Annotated in this window: 14 protein-coding genes, 2 rRNA genes and 1 pseudogene (1 of these 17 only partly in view); 2 read left to right on the top strand and 15 right to left on the bottom strand. The window is 72.2% G+C overall.

Annotation, left to right across the window (positions count from 1 at the left end; translation table 11 throughout):
- The 11 genes and pseudogenes from O7605_RS00600 to O7605_RS00550 all read right to left on the bottom strand — a co-directional run.
- Nucleotides 1–983: pseudogene (locus O7605_RS00600) on the bottom strand (hypothetical protein); the annotation flags it as partial.
- Entirely contained in the window at nucleotides 983–2,158 is a 1,176-nt protein-coding gene (locus O7605_RS00595; RefSeq protein WP_269737402.1) for a glycosyltransferase family 4 protein, read from the bottom strand. The gene O7605_RS00595 and the pseudogene O7605_RS00600, both read right to left, overlap by 1 nt.
- Before the next feature lie 164 nt (nucleotides 2,159–2,322).
- Nucleotides 2,323–3,957 carry a murein biosynthesis integral membrane protein MurJ gene (gene murJ, locus O7605_RS00590; protein ID WP_269737401.1) on the bottom strand — a complete coding sequence of 545 codons (1,635 nt, stop codon included), beginning with the start codon at nucleotides 3,955–3,957 and terminating at the stop codon, nucleotides 2,323–2,325.
- A 1-nt stretch (nucleotide 3,958) separates the two neighbouring features.
- On the bottom strand, nucleotides 3,959–4,825 hold the full coding sequence (locus tag O7605_RS00585; RefSeq protein WP_269737405.1) for a hypothetical protein: 867 nt from the start codon (nucleotides 4,823–4,825) through the stop codon (nucleotides 3,959–3,961).
- A gap of 170 nt (nucleotides 4,826–4,995) precedes the next feature.
- Nucleotides 4,996–5,937 carry a copper transporter gene (locus tag O7605_RS00580; RefSeq protein ID WP_269737400.1) on the bottom strand — a complete coding sequence of 314 codons (942 nt, stop codon included), beginning with the start codon at nucleotides 5,935–5,937 and terminating at the stop codon, nucleotides 4,996–4,998.
- Nucleotides 5,938–5,964: 27 nt separating this feature from the next.
- A complete protein-coding gene (steA, locus tag O7605_RS00575) occupies nucleotides 5,965–7,143 on the bottom strand; it encodes a putative cytokinetic ring protein SteA (protein WP_269737399.1) in 1,179 nt (392 codons plus the stop codon).
- Between the two features lie 118 nt (nucleotides 7,144–7,261).
- Entirely contained in the window at nucleotides 7,262–9,019 is a 1,758-nt protein-coding gene (gene recN, locus O7605_RS00570) for a DNA repair protein RecN (RefSeq protein WP_269737398.1), read from the bottom strand.
- 57 nt (nucleotides 9,020–9,076) lie between these two features.
- A complete protein-coding gene (locus O7605_RS00565; protein ID WP_269737397.1) occupies nucleotides 9,077–9,961 on the bottom strand; it encodes an NAD kinase in 885 nt (294 codons plus the stop codon).
- A 212-nt stretch (nucleotides 9,962–10,173) separates the two neighbouring features.
- Nucleotides 10,174–11,034 carry a TlyA family RNA methyltransferase gene (locus O7605_RS00560; RefSeq protein WP_269737396.1) on the bottom strand — a complete coding sequence of 287 codons (861 nt, stop codon included), beginning with the start codon at nucleotides 11,032–11,034 and terminating at the stop codon, nucleotides 10,174–10,176.
- 16 nt (nucleotides 11,035–11,050) lie between these two features.
- Nucleotides 11,051–11,269 (bottom strand): hypothetical protein, encoded by a 219-nt coding sequence (locus tag O7605_RS00555; RefSeq protein WP_269737395.1) that lies wholly within the window; start codon nucleotides 11,267–11,269, stop codon nucleotides 11,051–11,053.
- Between the two features lie 79 nt (nucleotides 11,270–11,348).
- Nucleotides 11,349–11,915 carry a phasin family protein gene (locus O7605_RS00550; RefSeq protein ID WP_269737394.1) on the bottom strand — a complete coding sequence of 189 codons (567 nt, stop codon included), beginning with the start codon at nucleotides 11,913–11,915 and terminating at the stop codon, nucleotides 11,349–11,351.
- 111 nt (nucleotides 11,916–12,026) lie between these two features.
- Here O7605_RS00550 and O7605_RS00545 point away from each other — a divergent pair, with 111 nt between their 5' ends.
- Entirely contained in the window at nucleotides 12,027–12,365 is a 339-nt protein-coding gene (locus O7605_RS00545; protein WP_164450069.1) for an SCP2 sterol-binding domain-containing protein, read from the top strand.
- Nucleotides 12,366–12,370: 5 nt separating this feature from the next.
- Here O7605_RS00545 and O7605_RS00540 read toward each other — a convergent pair whose 3' ends face one another.
- The gene (locus tag O7605_RS00540; RefSeq protein ID WP_269737393.1) at nucleotides 12,371–13,384 is read right to left on the bottom strand and encodes an HAD-IIA family hydrolase; all 1,014 of its coding nucleotides are present in this window, start codon (nucleotides 13,382–13,384) and stop codon (nucleotides 12,371–12,373) included.
- Entirely contained in the window at nucleotides 13,381–14,295 is a 915-nt protein-coding gene (locus O7605_RS00535) for a tetratricopeptide repeat protein (RefSeq protein WP_443083852.1), read from the bottom strand. The genes O7605_RS00540 and O7605_RS00535 overlap by 4 nt, the downstream gene beginning before the upstream one ends.
- Between O7605_RS00535 and O7605_RS00530 the strand changes: the two genes are divergently transcribed.
- Entirely contained in the window at nucleotides 14,254–15,720 is a 1,467-nt protein-coding gene (locus O7605_RS00530; RefSeq protein ID WP_269737406.1) for a hypothetical protein, read from the top strand. The genes O7605_RS00535 and O7605_RS00530 overlap by 42 nt on opposite strands.
- 94 nt (nucleotides 15,721–15,814) lie before the next feature.
- Here O7605_RS00530 and rrf read toward each other — a convergent pair.
- A 5S ribosomal RNA gene (gene rrf / locus O7605_RS00525) occupies nucleotides 15,815–15,931 on the bottom strand.
- 100 nt (nucleotides 15,932–16,031) lie between these two features.
- A 23S ribosomal RNA gene (locus O7605_RS00520) occupies nucleotides 16,032–17,895 on the bottom strand (it continues 1,246 nt past the right edge of the window).

Genomic DNA, 17,895 nt, shown 5'->3' with positions numbered 1-17,895 from the left:
TCCCGCTGGGCGGCGGCCTCCCGATCCGCGTCCGCCGGCTCGGCGATCGCGGCGGACAGGTCGGCGGGCCGGTCACCGACCGACTCGGCGGGCCGGCCGAGGAAGGGCCGGTCCGGCATCGGGCGGCCCAGGGCGGCCAGCGCGGTCGGGGCCAGGTCGATCAGTTGCAGATAGCCACGGCGGTCCGTGCTGGGCGAGGTCAGCCAGCCCTCCTCCCAGCCGGGACCGTGGGCGACGGCCACGTGCAGCCGGGACGGCCGCTCGGTGTCGCTGACCCCGGCGACGATCACCAGTGAACGTGGCGGTCGACCGGCCAGCACCCGGGCCAGTTCGGCGTCGGCGGATTCGGCCGCCGCCGCCCGCACCGCCGGATCCTCGCCCGCCACCGTGCCGAGGTCGACGATGCTGAGCACACACGAACCAAGCAGTCCGGCCGGTTCCTCGGGCAGCGTCGGCGCGTACCGGTCGACCCGGCCGAACGGGCGGGCGGCGGCCACCGCCGCGCCCGGTCCGACCGCCACCGAGCACCGCACCGACTCCGACAGCGCACCGGGCACCGTGCCCCACGGCAGCCGCTCCTGGTTGTGCAGGACCACGCTCTCCTGCTCCGGCAGGTTCGCACCGATGCCGTCCGGCTGGTCCACCGTCACGTCGACGGGCGCGCACTGCCCGTCCCCGTCCCGGTTGCCGGGCCAGGCGGCGAAGCTGCCCGCGCCGAGGGTCAGCCAGCCGTCCACGGGACAGGTGGGCCGGTGCGCCGAACGCACCGACAGTGACCCGATCGAGCCTTCCCGGGCCAGCCGCCACAACGTCGGCGTACGCTCCGGGTCCACGTCGTCCCAGCGCAGCCCGGCCACCCCGACGAGGACCACGTAGTCGGCGCTCGGTCGAGACGGTGGACTCTGCGGGCGGGCGGCCAGCGCGGTGACCCCGAGCGCCACCACCAGCACGGTGAGCAGGATCGGCGCGATGCGGCGCAGCATCACCGGCGTCCCGTCGACGGGGTGTCGGCGCCCGGCGTCGCCGGCCCGGCCGGGCCGGGCACCAGCTCGGCGTAGAGCGCCAGCAGTTGGGCGAGAGTCTGCGTCTCGGTCGGCCAGGTCGACGCCCGCGCGGCACCGCGCCGCGCCAGCTCGGCGCGGCCGGCCTCGTCGTCGAGCAGGCCCCGCACCGCCGCGTCGACCGCGTCCACATCGCCCGGGGACACCAGCACCGCCGCGTCGCCGACCAGTTCCGGCAGCCCACCCACCGCGGTCGCCACCAGCGGTACGCCGGCCCGCAACGCCTCCTGCGCGAACAGTTGACGGGCCTCCCAGTCGCTGGTGACCACCGCCAGGTCGGCACCGGTGAGCAGGTCAGCCACGTCGGTGCGGTGCCCCAGCAGGGTGACCGGCGCCCGGGCGGCGCTGATCCGCGCGGCCAGCGGCAGGTAGGCCGGTCCGCTGCCGGCGATCACGACCACCGGCGGCGGGGTGCGCTCGCGCCAGCGGGCGGCGGCATCCACCAGCACGTCGTACCGCTTCTGCGGATGCAGCCGGCCGACCGACAGGATCAACGGCTGGTCGGCGGCGACGGCGAACTCGGCCCGCACGGCGGCCCGGCGACGACGCGGCGCGGGCAGTTCCGGAGCGGCGACCGGGGCGAGCCGGGCGTCCTGGGCGCCCAACGCGACGGCCCGCGCCACCAGGTCGGCGGAGGCACCGAGGGTCACCCGGGCACCCCGCGCCACGATCCGCTCCACCAGCCGGGACAGGGCACCGCGTACCCCGCCGGCCAGCACGGCGTTGTGCCAGGTGACCACGAGTGGAGCCACCGGCCGGGCCAGCACCGCCACCAGCCCGGCGCGCAGCCCGTGCGCGTGCACCACGTCGGCCGGCTCGGCGGCGAGCAGCCGGCGCAGGGTGCCCACCGCCCGGGCGTCAGCCGGCGTGGGACTCGCCGGGATCTCCACCGGCCGGAACCGGGCACCGGCACCCACGAAGTCGAACTGCTCCTGGGTCGCCGCCGGCCCGCAGACCAGCACCGGCCGCCCGGCCGCGACCAACCCCCGCGCCACCGATCGGACATGCTGGCCGACCCCGCCGGTGCTGGACGCCAGCAGCAGCACCACCGTCCCCGGCCGACCCGCGACGGCCGCCGACCCGTTCGACGCACTCACCGGACCGACCCTTCGTTCGCGACTGCGGGGCTCGCAAGCTCACTCCTCGCGCTCACCGAACCAGCCTTCCGTTCGCGACTGCGGGGCTCGCAAGCTCACTCCTCGCGCTCACCGAACCAGCCTTCCGTTCGCGACTGCGGGGCTCGCAAGCTCACTCCTCGCGCTCACCGGGACGCCTCCTCCTTCCGGTCGGCTGGCCGGGCCCGGCGCAGGCGTCGACCCAGGCCGGTCAGCAGTGGCCGCAGGTCCTGCCGGTCGACCAGCCACACCACGGCGAGGAACACGACAGCGACCAGGACTCCGGACAGCATGCCCTGCATCAGTGCCGTCCACCGCGCCGGGGGGTCGCCCCCGGCGTCCAGCAGCCGCAGCGTCGCCACGGCCACGACGGCGGCCGTACCGCCGGCCAGCAGACCGGCACCGGCGGCCCGGCCGGCACCGGCGAGCGCCTCCCGTCCGGCCGACCGGGCGACCGCGACCAGCAGCAGCGCCCCGAGCAGCAGCATTCCCGCCGAGTTGGCCAACGCCACCGCCAGCACCCGATCGGCCACCGGGAGCAGCGCCGACAGCGGAAGCAACACCAGCGGGACCGCCAGCCAGCCGGCGGTGATGGTGACGGTCGCCGCCCGCGTCGCACCTCGGGCGTACAACGCGCGCGACAACACCGCGAACAGCCCGTACCCGAGCAGCCCCGGCGCGTAGCCGGCGATCGCGGCGGCGGTCGCGGCGCTGTCGAGCGGGAAGAACCGACCGATCGGACCGGCCGCACCGACCAGCGCCGCGGCACCGAGGAAGCTGCACAACAGCACCCCACGCAGCGTCGCCGACAGCACCTTCCGGTAGGTCGGCTCGTCCGCGCCTGCCGCCGTGGCCAGGGCCGGGTACGCGGCGGTGGCCAGCGGCACCGCCAGCACCGCCCAGGGCAGCAGGTAGAACGTCTGCGCCAGATTGAACACCTGGAACGCCTCGGTCCGACCGCTGGAGAGCCGATAGAGGATCACCGCCAGCGCGACCTGCTGGGCGGTGACCGTCACCACGCCGGCCACCGCCAGCCCGCGGACCCGGACCCGGGCGTCGGCCGGCAACGCGTACCCGGGGCGCAGCGGCAGCCGCAGCCGACGCAGCGGGATCAGCAGCGACAGCGACAGCACCACCACGCCGAGGGTGGTGCCCACCGACAGGACCAGCTCACCGCTGCGGCCCGCCTGCGCCACGCTGGCTCCGGTACCGGCGACCCCGGCGAAGACCAGGTAGACCACGACGACCGTGAGGCTGGACAACAGCGGGGCGATCACCGGCCAGGCGAACCGGCGGTGCGCCTGGAGCACGCCGGTGAGCACGATGCCGACGCCGTACAGCGGCAGTTGCGGCGCGAACACCCGCAGCATCCGGGCGGCGGCCGCCAACTCCTGCGGTGACCGGCCGTCGCCGAGCGCGTTGATGATCGGCCCGGCGCCCAGCGCCACCAGCGCCGCGAGCGGCACGAGCAGCGTCACCGTCCAGGTGAGCAGCGCGCCGGTGGTGGCCGCGACCGTCCGCCGGTCCCCCGCCGCGACCGCTCCGGCGAGCAGCGGTACGACCAGGCTGGCCAACGCCCCACCGGCGACGATCTCGAAGATGATGTTCGGGATGGTGTTCGCGAGCAGGTACATCGCGCCCAGGTCGCTGCCCTGCACCACCCAGGTGAACACGGCGGTACGCCCGAATCCGGCCAGCCTGCTGAGCACGGTGAGCGCGGCGATGAGGGCGGCCGCTCCGGCCACCCGGCCGGCGCCGACGAGGGGGGCCGGTCTGGTCACGTCAGTCGGCGCGTCGGCCCAGCGCGTCGAGTTCACGCAGCCCCGGCGTGCTCGCGATGACCTTCGTGAAGCTCACCTTCTCGCTGGCGGCGGTGAGCCCGGCGAGGACGGCCAGCAGCCCGGCCCGGCCGACCGGGCCGGTCCGGGCGGCCAGCGCCACCCCGAGCACCGCACCGAGGGCGTTCGCGCCGCTGTCGCCGAGCATCACGTCCTCGGCGAGGTCGGCGGGGAGCAGCCCGGCGGCGGCACCGGCCGCGCCCGAGGCGATCCCGCCGTGGCGGCCGCCGCTCAGCGGGGCACCGAGCAGCAGACCCGACTTCAACGCCCGTCCCGGACGCAGGTCGAGCAGGTTGACCAGGTTCGCCGTGCCGGCCACCACCCCGGCGCCGAGCAGCACGTCGACGCCCCGCCCCACCGCGCCCGGTCGGCGCCGACGGGGATGCCCCGCCACGTCGCGATCGGCGGCGAGCAGGACCGCCGCCCCCAGACCGGCCGCACCCACTCCGACGATCTTGACGAGGCCGGCGGTGACCCGGCCCTGTCGCAACGCGGCCAGGTGCCCGGCGAAACCCTTGGCCGCCTTCTGCTCCGGGCGGGCACCGACGACGTCGTCGTAGAGGCCCACGGCGCCGGCGCCGAGCCCGGCGACCAGGGTGGCCGCCGCAGCCGGCGTGCTCGCCGCTCCGCAGGCCGCGGCGCCCGAGGCCGCCAATGCGAGGGCCGGCCCGCCGGCGAGGGTCACGGTGCGTCCCCGGAAGTTGGTCCGTTCCAGGGCCGGCGCGGGCGGTGCGGTGCGGATCACGCGGAGCGCGTACCGGGCGGCGACCGCCCCGGCCCCGGCCACCAGGAGTCGACCGAAGACCGTCACGTCACCGTCCCGCTCACTCACGCCATCCCCTCCCGCCGGCCGGCGGAGATCGTCGGATCGGGCACCTGGCGCCCGTCAGGCAACTGAACCCCCGTCAACCCGCCCCGCTCGGCGTGGGCGCACCTCCGGCGACCCGTCGACAGGTCCGCCCCCGCAAAGGGCGGAAGGGTTCACTGGGGCAGTCTAGGCACCAGCGAGGCAGCGCTGTCACCGACGCCGAAGTGACCGGCCTTACGGTCGGCGAGCTGCTGCACCAGCGCCAGGGTGGTGACCAGCTGCCCCTGGACGGTGTTGGCGTTGTCGATCGTCGAGATGGTCTGGGCGAGCACCGCGTCACCCCGGACGAAGGCCACCAGGTTCCCGCCGGCCGAGCCGTTGCCGGCCACCACGATCGCCCCGGTCCGGTCGAACTGCTCGGCGATCTTGACCACGGACTCGTCCTTCTTGGCGGAGTCCTTGTCCACGTACGGCTGCCCGCTGACCACCACGACGGCCTCCGCCGGTGCGGTGATCCGGTCGCCGGTGGTCAGGTAGTTGGCGTTGCCGTACGCGGCCAGCACCGCCCGCCGGTCGGCCTCGGTGACCGGCTCGGCGCCGGCGGGCTGGTCCAGCAGCACGGTGGCCAGCAGGGCGCTGGAGGTCTCGACGCCGTGACCGTTGCCGGGTAGCCCCGCGGTCGGCGCGTCGGTCGGCCGGGCCGCGGTGACCGCCAGTTCGAGCAGGTCGTTGTTGTTCTCCGGGTTGATGAACTTGTCCTGCAGGTCGACCCGCCCGGTGACGTCGGCACCGGCCAGCTGGAGCATGTTGAGCACCCCGTCGGTGTGCTCGCGACCGGTGGGCAGGCTGAGCACCAGCACCCGCTTGCCGCTGAGCGTGCCCGGCAGCATCACCTGGGCCATCTCGGCGGCGAACTCCTCCTCCAGCTCCAGTTCCCGTTGCATGTTCTGGACCGCCTGGCGCATCTGCTGGTTGTCCTTGCGCAGTTCGTTGACGGTCTCCCGGAGCGAGTCCGCGACCGGACCGTTGAGCGCGGCGGTACCCACCACCAGGCCGATCGCCAGGGCGAGGAAGACCGCGGTCAGGGACACCACGTGGTACCGGAAGTTGATCACGCTTGAAGCCTCTTGATCGGTCGGGAGCTAGAAGAGCTGGCCGAGCTGGAACACGAAATTGTCCCACCACTCGGAGACCACGCCCAGGTACGCCTTGCCGACGGTGGAGACGGCCACCGCCGACGCCATGGCGGCCAGCGCCGACAGGACCAGCAGCAGCAGGGACGACCCCGAGATGCTCTGCCGGTACAGCCGGCTGACGCCCTTGGCGTCGACCAGCTTGCCACCGACCTTGAGGCGGGTGAGGAACGTCGACGCCATGCCGCCGCGCCCCTTGTCGAGGAACTCGACGAGCGTGGCATGGGTCCCCACCGCGACGATCAGCGAGGCGCCCTTCTCGTCGGCCAGCAGCATGGCGAGATCCTCGCTGGTGGCGGCGGCGGGGAAGGTCACCGCCGGCACACCGAGGCCGTTGACGCGGGGCAGTCCCGGCGCCCGCCCGTCCGGGTACGCGTGCACGATGACCTCGGCGCCGCAGCGCAGCACGTCGTCGGTGACCGAATCCATGTCACCGATGATCATATCGGGGGTGTAGCCCGCCTCGACCAGGGCGTCGGCGCCCCCGTCGACGCCGATCAGCACCGGCTTGAACTCCCGGATGTACGGGCGCAGCACGTCCAGGTCGGCCTTGTAGTCGTAGCCCCGGACCACGATCAGACAGTGCCGGCCCTGCACCTCGGTGGCGATCTCGGGCACTCCGACACCGTCGAGCAGCAGGTCGCGCTCCTGCTTGAGGTAGTCCATCGTGTTGGCGGCGAACGCCTCCAACTGCACCGACAGGCCCTCCCGGGCGTCGGTCATCGCCTTGGCCACGCTCTCGGCGTCCTGGAGGCTGCCGTGTGCCACCGGATCGTCGTCCAGGTAGACGGTGTTGCCCTCGATGCGCACCGTGTCGCCCTCACGGATCCGCTCGAAGACGCCCTCGCCGAGGTCGTCGAGCAGCGGGATGCCCGCCGAGATCAGCACCTCCGGCCCGAGGTTGGGGTAACGGCCGGAGACCGACGGCTTGGCGTTGAGCACCGCACCGACACCGACCGCGACGAGCGAGTCGGCGGCGACCCGGTCCAGGTCGACGTGGTCGATGACCGCGATGTCGCCGGGGCGGAGCCGGCCGACCAGCCGTTTCGTACGGCGGTCCAGGCGCGCGGTGCCGAGGATCTGTCCCGGTTCCGCGTTCCGGGCCCGGCGCAACGTGGGTAGACGCATCGTGACCATCCTGGCATGTGAGGCAGGGGAATCTGTCGCGACATGCCTGAGCAGGGCCGCCTACCCAGGGAAGCACACATGGGCGAAGGCCGGTGTGCCTCCGCTCACAATCGCGGTCTCAGGACCGCCGTTCCCTGGCCGCCACGGCCAGGAGTTCCTCGGCGTGGGCGATACCCAGATCCGAATCCGGCAAACCCGCGAGCATCCGGGCGAGTTCCCGGGCCCGCTCGGTGTCCTCCACCACCCGGACGCCGCTGGTGGTGACCGCGCCGCCGGTGTCCTTGGCCACCACCAGGTGCCGGTCGGCGAAGGCGGCGACCTGCGGCAGGTGGGTCACCACCAGGACCTGGTGGCTGCGGGCCAGCCGGGCCAGCCGGCGGCCGATCTCCACCGCCGCCTGGCCGCCCACGCCCGCGTCGACCTCGTCGAAGACCAGCGTCGGTGGGCCGCCGGAACCGGCGAAGACCACCTCGATGGCGAGCATCACCCGGGACAGCTCGCCGCCGGAGGCACCCCGTTGCAGGGGCAGGGACGGTGCGCCGGGATGGGCCAGCAGCCGCAGCTCGACCTCGTCGCCGCCGTCGGGTCCGACGCCGACCTCGACCCCGTTGACCGGCAACGTCGGTTCGGCCCGACCGGCGGGTCGGGGCAGCACCGCCACCTCGATCCGGGCGTGCGGCATCGCCAACCCGGCCAGCTCGACGGTGACCTGCTCGGCGAAGCGCGCCGCCGCCTCCTGCCGGGACACCGACAGCCGGCCGGCCAGCTCGGCCACCTCACCGGCCAACCGGGACGCCTCCCGATCCAGCTCGTCGAGCAGCTCGTCGGAGTTGTCCAGCTCGGACAGTCGGGTCCGGGCCCGCTCCGCCCAGGCGATCACACCGTCGACGTCGTCGGCGTACTTGCGGGTCAACGCGCGCAACGCGGCCCGTCGCTCGTAGAGGGCCTGCAGCCGGGCCGGATCGGCGTCCAGGCCGGCGAGGTACGTGGACAGCTCCACCGACACGTCGGCGACGAGCGTGGCCGCCTCCTCCAGGCGCACGGCCAGTTCACCGAGCGCCGGATCGGTGCCGGCCTGCGCCTCGAGCGTGCGCCGGGCGGTGCCGAGCAGCGTCGAGGCGTCCGGCGTGTCGTCGGTGGCCTCCAACCCGCCGGCCACGCACTGGTGGGCCAGCTGAGCCGCGGTACGCAGACCTTCGGCGTGCTCCAGTCGTTGCGCCTCCGCCTTCAGCTCGTCGTCCTCACCCGGCTGCGGATCAACCCGGGTGATCTCGTCGAGGCCCAGCCGCAGCAGGTCGGTCTCCTGGTGGCGTTCCCGCGCGTTGCGTCGCCGGTCGGCCAGGTCGTCGACCACCCGACGCCAGCGGGTGAACGCGTCCCGCGTCGCGTCGAGCAGCTTCTCGTGCTCGGGACCGGCGAACCGGTCCAACGCGGCCCGCTGCTCCGCCGGGCGCAGCAACCGCAGCTGGTCGGACTGGCCGTGGACCGCGACGGCCTGCTCACCGACCTCGCCGAGCATCGACACCGGCATCCCGCGACCACCCAGGTGGGCCCGGGACCGACCCTCCACCGTGACCGTACGGCTCAGCAGCAGGCAGCCGTCCTCGTCGGGTTCGCCTCCGGCGTCGGTGATCCGGGCGTGCACCGTCTCGGCCACCCGGCCACCCAGACGCAGCCGGCCCTCGACGACGGCGCGGCCAGGTTCGGCACGCACCCGGCCGGCGTCGGCCCGACCACCGAAGAGCAGGCCGAGCCCGGTCACCACCATCGTCTTGCCGGCACCGGTCTCGCCGGTGATGACGTTCATGCCGCCGGTCAGCGGCAACGTCGTGTCCTCGATGACACCCAGTCCGGTGATGCGTAGCTCCTCCAGCACAGCAACCGACAGTAGACGCGTGGCCCGACACTTGACCAGCCGGCGCGGCCGCCGACGTCAGCGACGGTTGCCCCGCCAGCCGTGCACCGGAAGGTCGAACTTGGCCACCAGACGCGCGGTGAACGACCGGTCCCGCAGCCGGACGACGCGTACCGGCAGGGCGCCCCGCCGCACCGTGACCCGGGCGCCGGGAGGCAGGTCGTAGACCCGCCGCCCGTCGCAGCAGAGCACAGCCAGCGTGGTGAACGGGTCGACGGTTATCGTCATGGTGGAGGTGGGTGCCGTCACCAGCGGCCGGCTGAACAAGGCGTGCGCGCTGATCGGCACCAGCAGCAACGCCTCCACCTCGGGCCAGACCACCGGCCCCCCGCCGGAGAAGGCGTACGCGGTGGAGCCGGTGGGCGTGGCGCAGACCACGCCGTCGCAGCCGTACCGGGACAGCGGCCGCCCGTCGACGTCCACCAGCAGTTCCAGCATCTGGGCCCGCTCGCCCTTCTCGACGCTGATCTCGTTGAGGGCCCACGACTCGATGGTCGGCCCGCCGTCGAATTCGGCCGTCACGTCGAGGGTCAGTCGTTCGTCGACGCTGTAGTTACGGCTGACCACGTCACGTACCGCCACGTCGAGATCGTCGATCTCCGCCTCGGCGAGAAACCCGACCTTGCCGAGGTTGATGCCGAGCAACGGCACCTTCGCCGGCCGGGCCAGCTCCGCGGCGCGCAGGAACGTGCCGTCCCCGCCGAGCGCGAAGACGATCTCGGCTCCCTCGGCCGCCTCCGGCCCGGCCACCGGTACCGTGCCCGGCAGGTCGAGGTCCTCGGCCTCCTCGGCCACCACCCGCACCTCGAATCCGGCGGCGATCAGGTCCGCGGCGACCGTACGGGCATGCTCGGTGCTGCGCCGTCGGCCGGTGTGCGTCACCAACAGGGCGGTGCGGGTCACCGTGACTCCTGCCCGGGAACACCGCGCCGATGGTCAACTCGCTGGCACCGGCTCACGCGGCCGCCCCGCTCCGCTCACCGGCGGCGCGCGCCGCCACGCTGCCGCGCCAGACGGTTCGCTCGCTTCGCTCGCTCACGTCGCCGCCCCGCTCCGCGCGCCGGCGACGCGAGCCCCCGCGCTGCTGCGCCAAATGGTTCGCTCGCTTCGCTCGCTCACGTGGCCACCTCCTCCGTCGCCTCGTCCGGCCGGTCGCCGGACGGCACCGGGCCGCGTGGCCCGGCCGTCACCACGGTCCGTACCCGGTCCGGGTCGGCCGGTGGCGCATCCCGGCGTAACCATACGAAGAACTCGACGTTGCCGCTCGGCCCGGGCAGCGGGCTGGCCGCCAGGTCCGCCAGCCCCAACCGCAGCGTCGCGGCCGCCGCGGCGACATCCAGCACCGCTTGCGCCCGAAGCTCCGGATCGCGCACCACCCCACCGGCGCCGACCCGCTCGCGACCCACCTCGAACTGCGGTTTGACCATCAGGGCCAGGTCACCGTCGGCCCGGGTGCACGCCGCCAGGGCCGGCAGCACCAGCCGCAACGAGATGAACGACAGGTCGGCGACGGTCAGGTCGACCGGGCCATCGATCGACTCGGGAGTCAGCGTCCGCACGTTCGTGCGTTCGTGAACCCGCACCCGGGAGTCATTCCGCAGCGACCAGGCCAGTTGGCCGTAACCGACGTCCACCGCGACCACCTCGGCAGCGTCGGCGCGCAGCAGCACGTCGGTGAAACCGCCGGTGGACGCGCCGGCGTCGAGGCAGCGTCGACCGGCCACCACCAGCCCGGCGGGGGCGAAGGCGGCGAGCGCGCCGGCCAGCTTGTGCCCACCCCGGGAGACGTACTCCGAGGTCGGGTCGGCACCGCTGACCAGCAGCGGATCGGCGGGATCGACCATGGCGGCGGCCTTGCGGGCCGGCACCCCACGCAGCTGCACGCGGCCGGCCTCCACCAGCGCGACCGCCTGCTCGCGGGAGCGGGCCAGACCGCGACGGACGAGTTCGGCGTCCAACCGGTTACGCCGTGCCATGGACGGACGCGCCTCCTCAGGCCTGGTCGATGGTGGCCAGCGTCTCCCGCAGCGTCTGGTACGCGGCCTCGTACTGAGCGATCTGGTCGGCGGGGCCCAGCGTCGCGGCGTTGGCGATCGCCCGCACGGCGGCGTCGACCGCCGGATGAGCGTCGTCCTGCCCGTTCTCGCCGGTCCAGCGCTGCGGCGGTGGGCCGGGGCGCGGACCGGTCGGACCTGGCAGCGGCGCGGTCATGCCGCCACCTCGCGCGGGGCCGGCCCGGCACGGTGGCCGGGGGCCGTGTCGCCGCGTGCGGCCCCGACGGGGCGCCCGGTCACGCGACACCGTCCGGGCGCGGCGGGCGCGGCGGCGCGGCCTTGGCCGGTCGCGGCGCCGGCTCACCATCGGCGGTACGCACGACCGTGCCGCCTCCCTTCGTGGCCACGGTCTTCTTCGCCACCGCCTTCTTCGCGACCGCCTTCTTCGCGACCGTCTTCGCCGGTGGGGCCGCGGCTGCGGTCGGCGGGGTGCCCACCGAGGGGCTGTCGGCGGTGCCGGCGGTCGTCACGGGGCCGGGCGCGGTGCCGCCGGTGGGAGACCCGCCGGTAGCCCGGAGTTGGCGTTCCAGCTCGCGCACCCGGCGGTCCAGTTCGGCGACCTCCTCAGCGGTGGCCAGGCCCACCACACCGAGCGCCCGCTCGACCTCGAACCGCACCAGCTTGGTCAGGGCCTCGCGGTTGGCCGCACCGGTCGACCGCAACTCCTCGGCCAGGGTCTGCAGCTGAGCGGCCGTGGCACCGGTTGACCCCATCGCCCGGCGTACCGCGTCCTGTGCCTTCTTCCGGGGCGCCTCCGTCAGGCCCATGGCCAGTTCGAGGTAGGCGCGCCACGCGTCCTGCATGCCTGAGTCCTTTCGCCCGGCGGCTGTGCACGTGTCACGCTACCGGGCCGTCGGAACCGTCCCGTGCGGTACGGTGCCGGGAGACGACGTGGTGTGGCGAGGAGGCGATCGGTGGCCACGGTGGACGAGTGTCGGCAGGCGTTGCAGGATCTGGCCGCCCGGCTCGAACGCAACGCGGAGACCGTCCGTGATCGCGTGGACCTGGATCGCACCCTGGCCTGCCGGATCACCGACCTGGAGACCGCCTTCCACGGTCGGATCACCGGCGGCCGGCTGGTAGAGCTCGCCGACGGCGACGACCCGAAGGCGAAGATCGCCATGAGCACCACCAGTGACGATCTGGTGGCCCTGGTGCGCGGTGACCTCGACGTCACCCGCGCGGTCGCCAACCGCCGCGTGTCGATCAAGGCCAACCCGTTCGACCTGATGAAGCTGCGCAAGCTGCTCTGAGCCGGTCAGGAGACCAGGCCGAGCCGCGCCAACGCCTGGCCCGCAGCCGGCGACTCCGGCCGGACCGGGCCGACCCGGTGGCCGCGCCAGGCAGCCGCACAAAGTGCGGCGAGCGCGTCCAGCTCACGTCCCGCCCCGGACAGCCGCCACTCGTCGGTTCCGGTGCTCACCTGCCAGCCGCCGTGGTCGGCGTCCGGTGCCGGCACCCGCACCACACCATCGGCGTCGAAGAGCCCGGTCAGATCCCACGAGACGTACGTCGGCCGTCGCTCGGCGGGCGCGGCGAGCAGCTCGGCGGCGTCACTGACCCCGGTGAGGACCAGCAGGCTGTCCAGGCCGGCCCGGTTCGCGCCCTCGATGTCGGTGTCCAGCCGGTCGCCCACGACCACCGCCGCAGCGCCGTCCGCCCGCCGGGCGGCGGTGGCGAACAGCTCCGGTGCGGGCTTGCCGACGATCTCGTCCGGGTCCCGGCCGAGCGCGGTGGCCAGCGCGGCCACCAGAGCGCCGTTGCCGGGCAACGGGCCACGTCCGCTGGGCAGGGTGCGGTCGGTGTTCGTGGCCACCCAGGTCGCGCCGGCCCGTACCGCCACCGCCGCCTCGGCGAGATCGGCCCAGCCGACCTGTGGGCCGTACCCCTGGACGACCACGACCGGGGCCTCGTCGGCGGTGGCGACCGGCTTGAGGCCGGCCTCGCTGATTTCCGCTCGGAGCGCGTCGGCTCCCACCACCAGCACCGGCGCACCGGCCGGTAGGCGCTTACCCAGCAGTTGGGCGGCCGCGGCGGCGCTGGTGAGAACCTCCTCCGGTCGGGCCGGCACACCCATCCCGGTGAGCAGGTCGGCCACGTCGGCGGCGCGACGCGAGGCGTTGTTCGTCGCGTACGCGACCGCGCGGCCCTCACCGTGCAGCCGCGCGACCGTCTCGACCGCGCCGGGAATCGGCTGGTCGATCAGGTAGATCACCCCGTCCAGGTCGAAGACGACCAGGGCGTAACCGTCGACCAGCCGGTCCCCGCTCATCGCTGCCGTGCCTCCGGTTCCTCGGTCCCCTCCGCCTCGCGGGTGGTCCCGCCGGCCGGCTCCGCGTCCGCGTTCCCCTCATCGTCAGTGTCCGGCGGGTCGGCCGCCAGGTCCTGGGCCGTGGGGTCCGCGTCGACCGTCGCCTCGACCATCGGCTCGTCCGACCCGAGGTCGTCCCCGGCCGGGTCATCCTGGTCGCTGTCGACCGTCACGCTCGACGAGCCGGCGTCCGGACGGGCCGGCACCGCACCAGGGGCACCCGGACCGGCAGCCAGTTCCTCGGCCACCTCGTCCTCGTCGTCGCCCTCGATGACCACACCGTCGAGTTCGAGCAGCCGCTCGGCGGCGTCGGTCTCCGCCTCGGCGTCCACCTCCGCCGCACGGGAGAACCACTCCCGCGCCTCGGTCCGCCGTCCCACGGCCAACAGAGCGTCGGCGTACGCGTACCGCAGTCGTGCCGTCCACGGCTGCACGGCATCGGTGGTCAGCTCGGGGACCTGGAGCATCGCCACGGCGGCGTCCCGCTGGCCGAGATCGCCACGGGCGCCGGCAGCGACGATCAGCAGTTCGACGGCGACGGCCGGATCGAGCTTCTCCTGGTCGGCGCCACGGAACAGGTCGATGGCACGCTCGGGCCGGCCCAGTGCCCGCTCGCTGTCCGCGATCACCGCAAGGTGGCTCTGCGCACCGCTCATCCGGTGGTACGTCCGCAGCTCGGCGATTGCCGACTGCCACTCCCCCGCGTGGTACGCGGCCAAGCCCACAGCTTCCCGTACCGCGGCGATCCGTGATGCGAGCCGTCGAGCGGCAAGTGCGTGGGCGAGCGCCTCGGTCGGATCCTCGTCGATCAGCTGCCCGGTCGCCACCAGATGCCGGGCGACGGTATCCGCGACCGGCTTCGCCAGCGACAGCAGCTCGGCCCGGACGTCCTTGTCCAGGTCGGTCGCGACGATCTCGTCAGGCAGCGCCGGCGCCTCCGTACGCCCCTCATCGGCCGAGCCGGGTGCATCCGCACGCCGTCCAAAGCGACGCTCACCGTCCCGGTCGTCCCGGAATCCGCCGCCACGGCGGTCGCCGCCACGCTCATCCGCGCCACGACGGAATCCACCGTCGCGGCGATCGGCGAAGCCGCCCGCTCCGCGAGCGCCGTCCCGGCCCTGGAAGCCACCCTCGCGGCGCTCACCCCGGAACCCGCCGTCCCGACGGTCGCCGCCACGGAACCCGCCCTCACGACGGTCACCGCCCCGGAAGCCACCCTCACGGCGCTCACCGTCGCGGAAACCACCCTCACGACGGTCGCCGCCACGGAACCCGCCCTCACGACGTTCGCCCCCACGGAAGCCACCCTCACGGCGCTCACCGTCGCGGAAACCACCCTCACGACGGTCGCCGCCACGGAACCCGCCCTCACGACGTTCGCCGCCACGGAAGCCACCCTCACGGCGCTCACCGTCCCGGAAGCCACCCTCGCGGCGGTCGCCGCCACGGAAGCCACCCTCACGGCGCTCACCGTCCCGGAAGCCACCCTCACGACGGTCGCCCCCACGGAACCCGCCGTCCCGACGTTCGCCGCCACGGAACCCGCCCTCACGACGGTCGCCGCCACGGAAGCCACCCTCACGACGGTCGCCGCCACGGAAGCCACCCTCACGACGTTCGCCGCCACGGAAGCCACCCTCACGACGGTCGCCGCCACGGAAGCCACCCTCACGACGGTCGCCGCCACGGAACCCGCCCTCACGACGGTCGCCGCCACGGAAGCCACCCTCACGGCGCTCACCGTCGCGGAAACCACCCTCACGACGGTCACCGCCACGGAAACCACCCTCGCGGCGTTCGCTGCCGCCGCGCTCGTTGCCCCGGAAGCCGCCCTCACGGCGGTCACCGTCTCGACGGAAGCCGCCGCCGTCACGGCGTTCGCTACGGAATCCGCCGGTTGTCCGGTCGCCGCCGCGGAAACCGGAGCGCTCGCCATCGTCGCGCCGGAACCCACCCTCACGGCGGTCGGAGTCGCGGCGTTCGCCGCCACGGAAGCCGCCAGTTCCACGGGCCCGGTCGCCGGAGCCGTCGCGCCCGCCGAAGCCACGGTCGCTGCGCTCGCCCCGGTAGCCACCGCCCGAGCGGCCACTGTCCCGGAAGCCGCCCTCACGGCGGTCACCGTCTCGACGGAAGCCGCCGGACCGGGAGCGGTCGCTGCCGTACCCGCGGTCGTCGCGAGAACCTCGTTCCTCTCCCCGGTCCTGGCGCGACGGGCGGTCGTCGCGGCGAGGTCCGCCGTCCCGATCCGCCGGTCGACCCTGGTAACCCCGGGGGCGGTCCCCGCCCTGAGGTGCTGAACTCACAGGTACATCCTTCCTGAGTACGCCGTATCAACGACGCAACGCAGTCGAGGGCCGACCCGATTCCGGGTGGCCCTCGACTGTGACGTGTGTCCGGCGGTGTCCTACTCTCCCACACCCTCCCGGGTGCAGTACCATCGGCGCTGGAGGGCTTAGCTTCCGGGTTCGGAATGTGACCGGGCGTTTCCCCTCCGCCATGACCGCCGTAACCTTATCAACATGTCAAACAACACCAATTTGCTGACACTATCGTGTCAGGGGTGTGTGTTTGTTTGTTGTGAGTTACACAGTGGACGCGAGCGATCGTTGTAGTCAAGTCCTCGGCCTATTAGTACCGGTCAACTGAACCCGTTACCGGGCTTACATTTCCGGCCTATCAACCCAGTCGTCTAGCTGGGGGCCTTACCCACCCGAAGGTGGTGGGATACCTCATCTTGAAGCAGGCTTCCCGCTTAGATGCTTTCAGCGGTTATCCCTTCCGAACGTAGCTAACCAGCCGTGCCCCTGGCGGGACAACTGGCACACCAGAGGTTCGTCCGTCCCGGTCCTCTCGTACTAGGGACAGCCCTTCTCAAGTATCCTACGCGCACGGCGGATAGGGACCGAACTGTCTCACGACGTTCTAAACCCAGCTCGCGTACCGCTTTAATGGGCGAACAGCCCAACCCTTGGGACCTGCTACAGCCCCAGGATGCGACGAGCCGACATCGAGGTGCCAAACCATCCCGTCGATATGGACTCTTGGGGAAGATCAGCCTGTTATCCCCGGGGTACCTTTTATCCGTTGAGCGACACCGCTTCCACACGCAAGTGCCGGATCACTAGTCCCGACTTTCGTCCCTGCTCGACCCGTCAGTCTCACAGTCAAGCTCCCTTGTGCACTTGCACTCAACACCTGATTGCCAACCAGGCTGAGGGAACCTTTGGGCGCCTCCGTTACCCTTTAGGAGGCAACCGCCCCAGTTAAACTACCCACCAGACACTGTCCCTGAACCGGATAACGGTCCGAAGTTAGATACCCGAATCAACCAGAGTGGTATTTCAAGATTGCCTCCACCCATACTGGCGTATGAGCTTCACCGGCTCCCACCTATCCTACACAAGCCGACTCAAATACCAATGTCAAGCTATAGTAAAGGTCCCGGGGTCTTTCCGTCCTGCCGCGCGTAACGAGCATCTTTACTCGTACTGCAATTTCGCCGGGCCTGTGGTTGAGACAGTGGGGAAGTCGTTACGCCATTCGTGCAGGTCGGAACTTACCCGACAAGGAATTTCGCTACCTTAGGATGGTTATAGTTACCACCGCCGTTTACTGGCGCTTAAGTTCTCCGCTTCGCCCCGAAGAGCTAACAGGTCCCCTTAACGTTCCAGCACCGGGCAGGCGTCAGTCCATATACATCGAATTACTTCTTCGCATGGACCTGTGTTTTTAGTAAACAGTCGCTTCCCCCTGCTCTCTGCGGCCATACAACGCTCCACCCGCGCGGGGCTTCACGTCTCCGGCCCCCCTTCTCCCTAAGTTACGGGGGCAATTTGCCGAGTTCCTTAACCACAGTTCGCCCGATCGCCTCGGTATTCTCTACCTGACCACCTGTGTCGGTTTGGGGTACGGGCCGCTCGAAACTCGCTAGAGGCTTTTCTCGGCAGCATAGGATCACTGACTTCACCTGACTCGGCTCGGCATCACGTCTCAACCTTCATGCACCACGGATTTGCCTATGATGCGGTCTACACGCTTACCCCGGCACAACCACCGGCCGGGCTCAGCTACCTTCCTGCGTCACCCCATCGCTTGACTACTACCCGCCAGGTTCCCACGCTCCCCAACCTCGACCCGAAGGTCTCGGCTGGTTCGGGTGGTTAGCACAACGAGGTTCGTCAGGGACGCTCCTTCGCGGGTACGGGAATATCAACCCGTTGTCCATCGACTACGCCTCTCGGCCTCGCCTTAGGTCCCGACTCACCCAGGGCGGATTAACCTGGCCCTGGAACCCTTGGTCATCCGGCGGAAGGGTTTCTCACCCTTCTTTCGCTACTCATGCCTGCATTCTCACTCGTGCCGCGTCCACAACTCGATCACTCGGCTGCTTCACCCCCGGCACGACGCTCCCCTACCCACCCACACACCTGCACACCACCCCGAAGAGTGATGCGAAGTCATTGTGTGAGTGC

Origin of the sequence: Verrucosispora sp. WMMA2121 (genome assembly GCF_027460185.1) — a bacterium.
Classification (GTDB): Bacteria; Actinomycetota; Actinomycetes; order Mycobacteriales; family Micromonosporaceae; genus Micromonospora; species Micromonospora palythoicola.
This window is presented reverse-complemented; position numbering and strand designations above follow the sequence as displayed.

Bases quoted from the DNA above. Each gene is read 5' to 3' on its own strand.
- steA (WP_269737399.1), bottom strand. From the start codon at position 7,143: ATGCGTCTACCCACGTTGCGCCGGGCCCGGAACGCGGAACCGGGACAG.
- O7605_RS00560 (WP_269737396.1), bottom strand. From the start codon at position 11,034: ATGGCACGGCGTAACCGGTTGGACGCCGAACTCGTCCGTCGCGGTCTG.
- O7605_RS00555 (WP_269737395.1), bottom strand. From the start codon at position 11,269: ATGACCGCGCCGCTGCCAGGTCCGACCGGTCCGCGCCCCGGCCCACCG.
- O7605_RS00550 (WP_269737394.1), bottom strand. From the start codon at position 11,915: ATGCAGGACGCGTGGCGCGCCTACCTCGAACTGGCCATGGGCCTGACG.
- O7605_RS00540 (WP_269737393.1), bottom strand. From the start codon at position 13,384: ATGAGCGGGGACCGGCTGGTCGACGGTTACGCCCTGGTCGTCTTCGAC.
- O7605_RS00530 (WP_269737406.1), top strand. From the start codon at position 14,254: ATGCCGGGCGACGGTATCCGCGACCGGCTTCGCCAGCGACAGCAGCTC.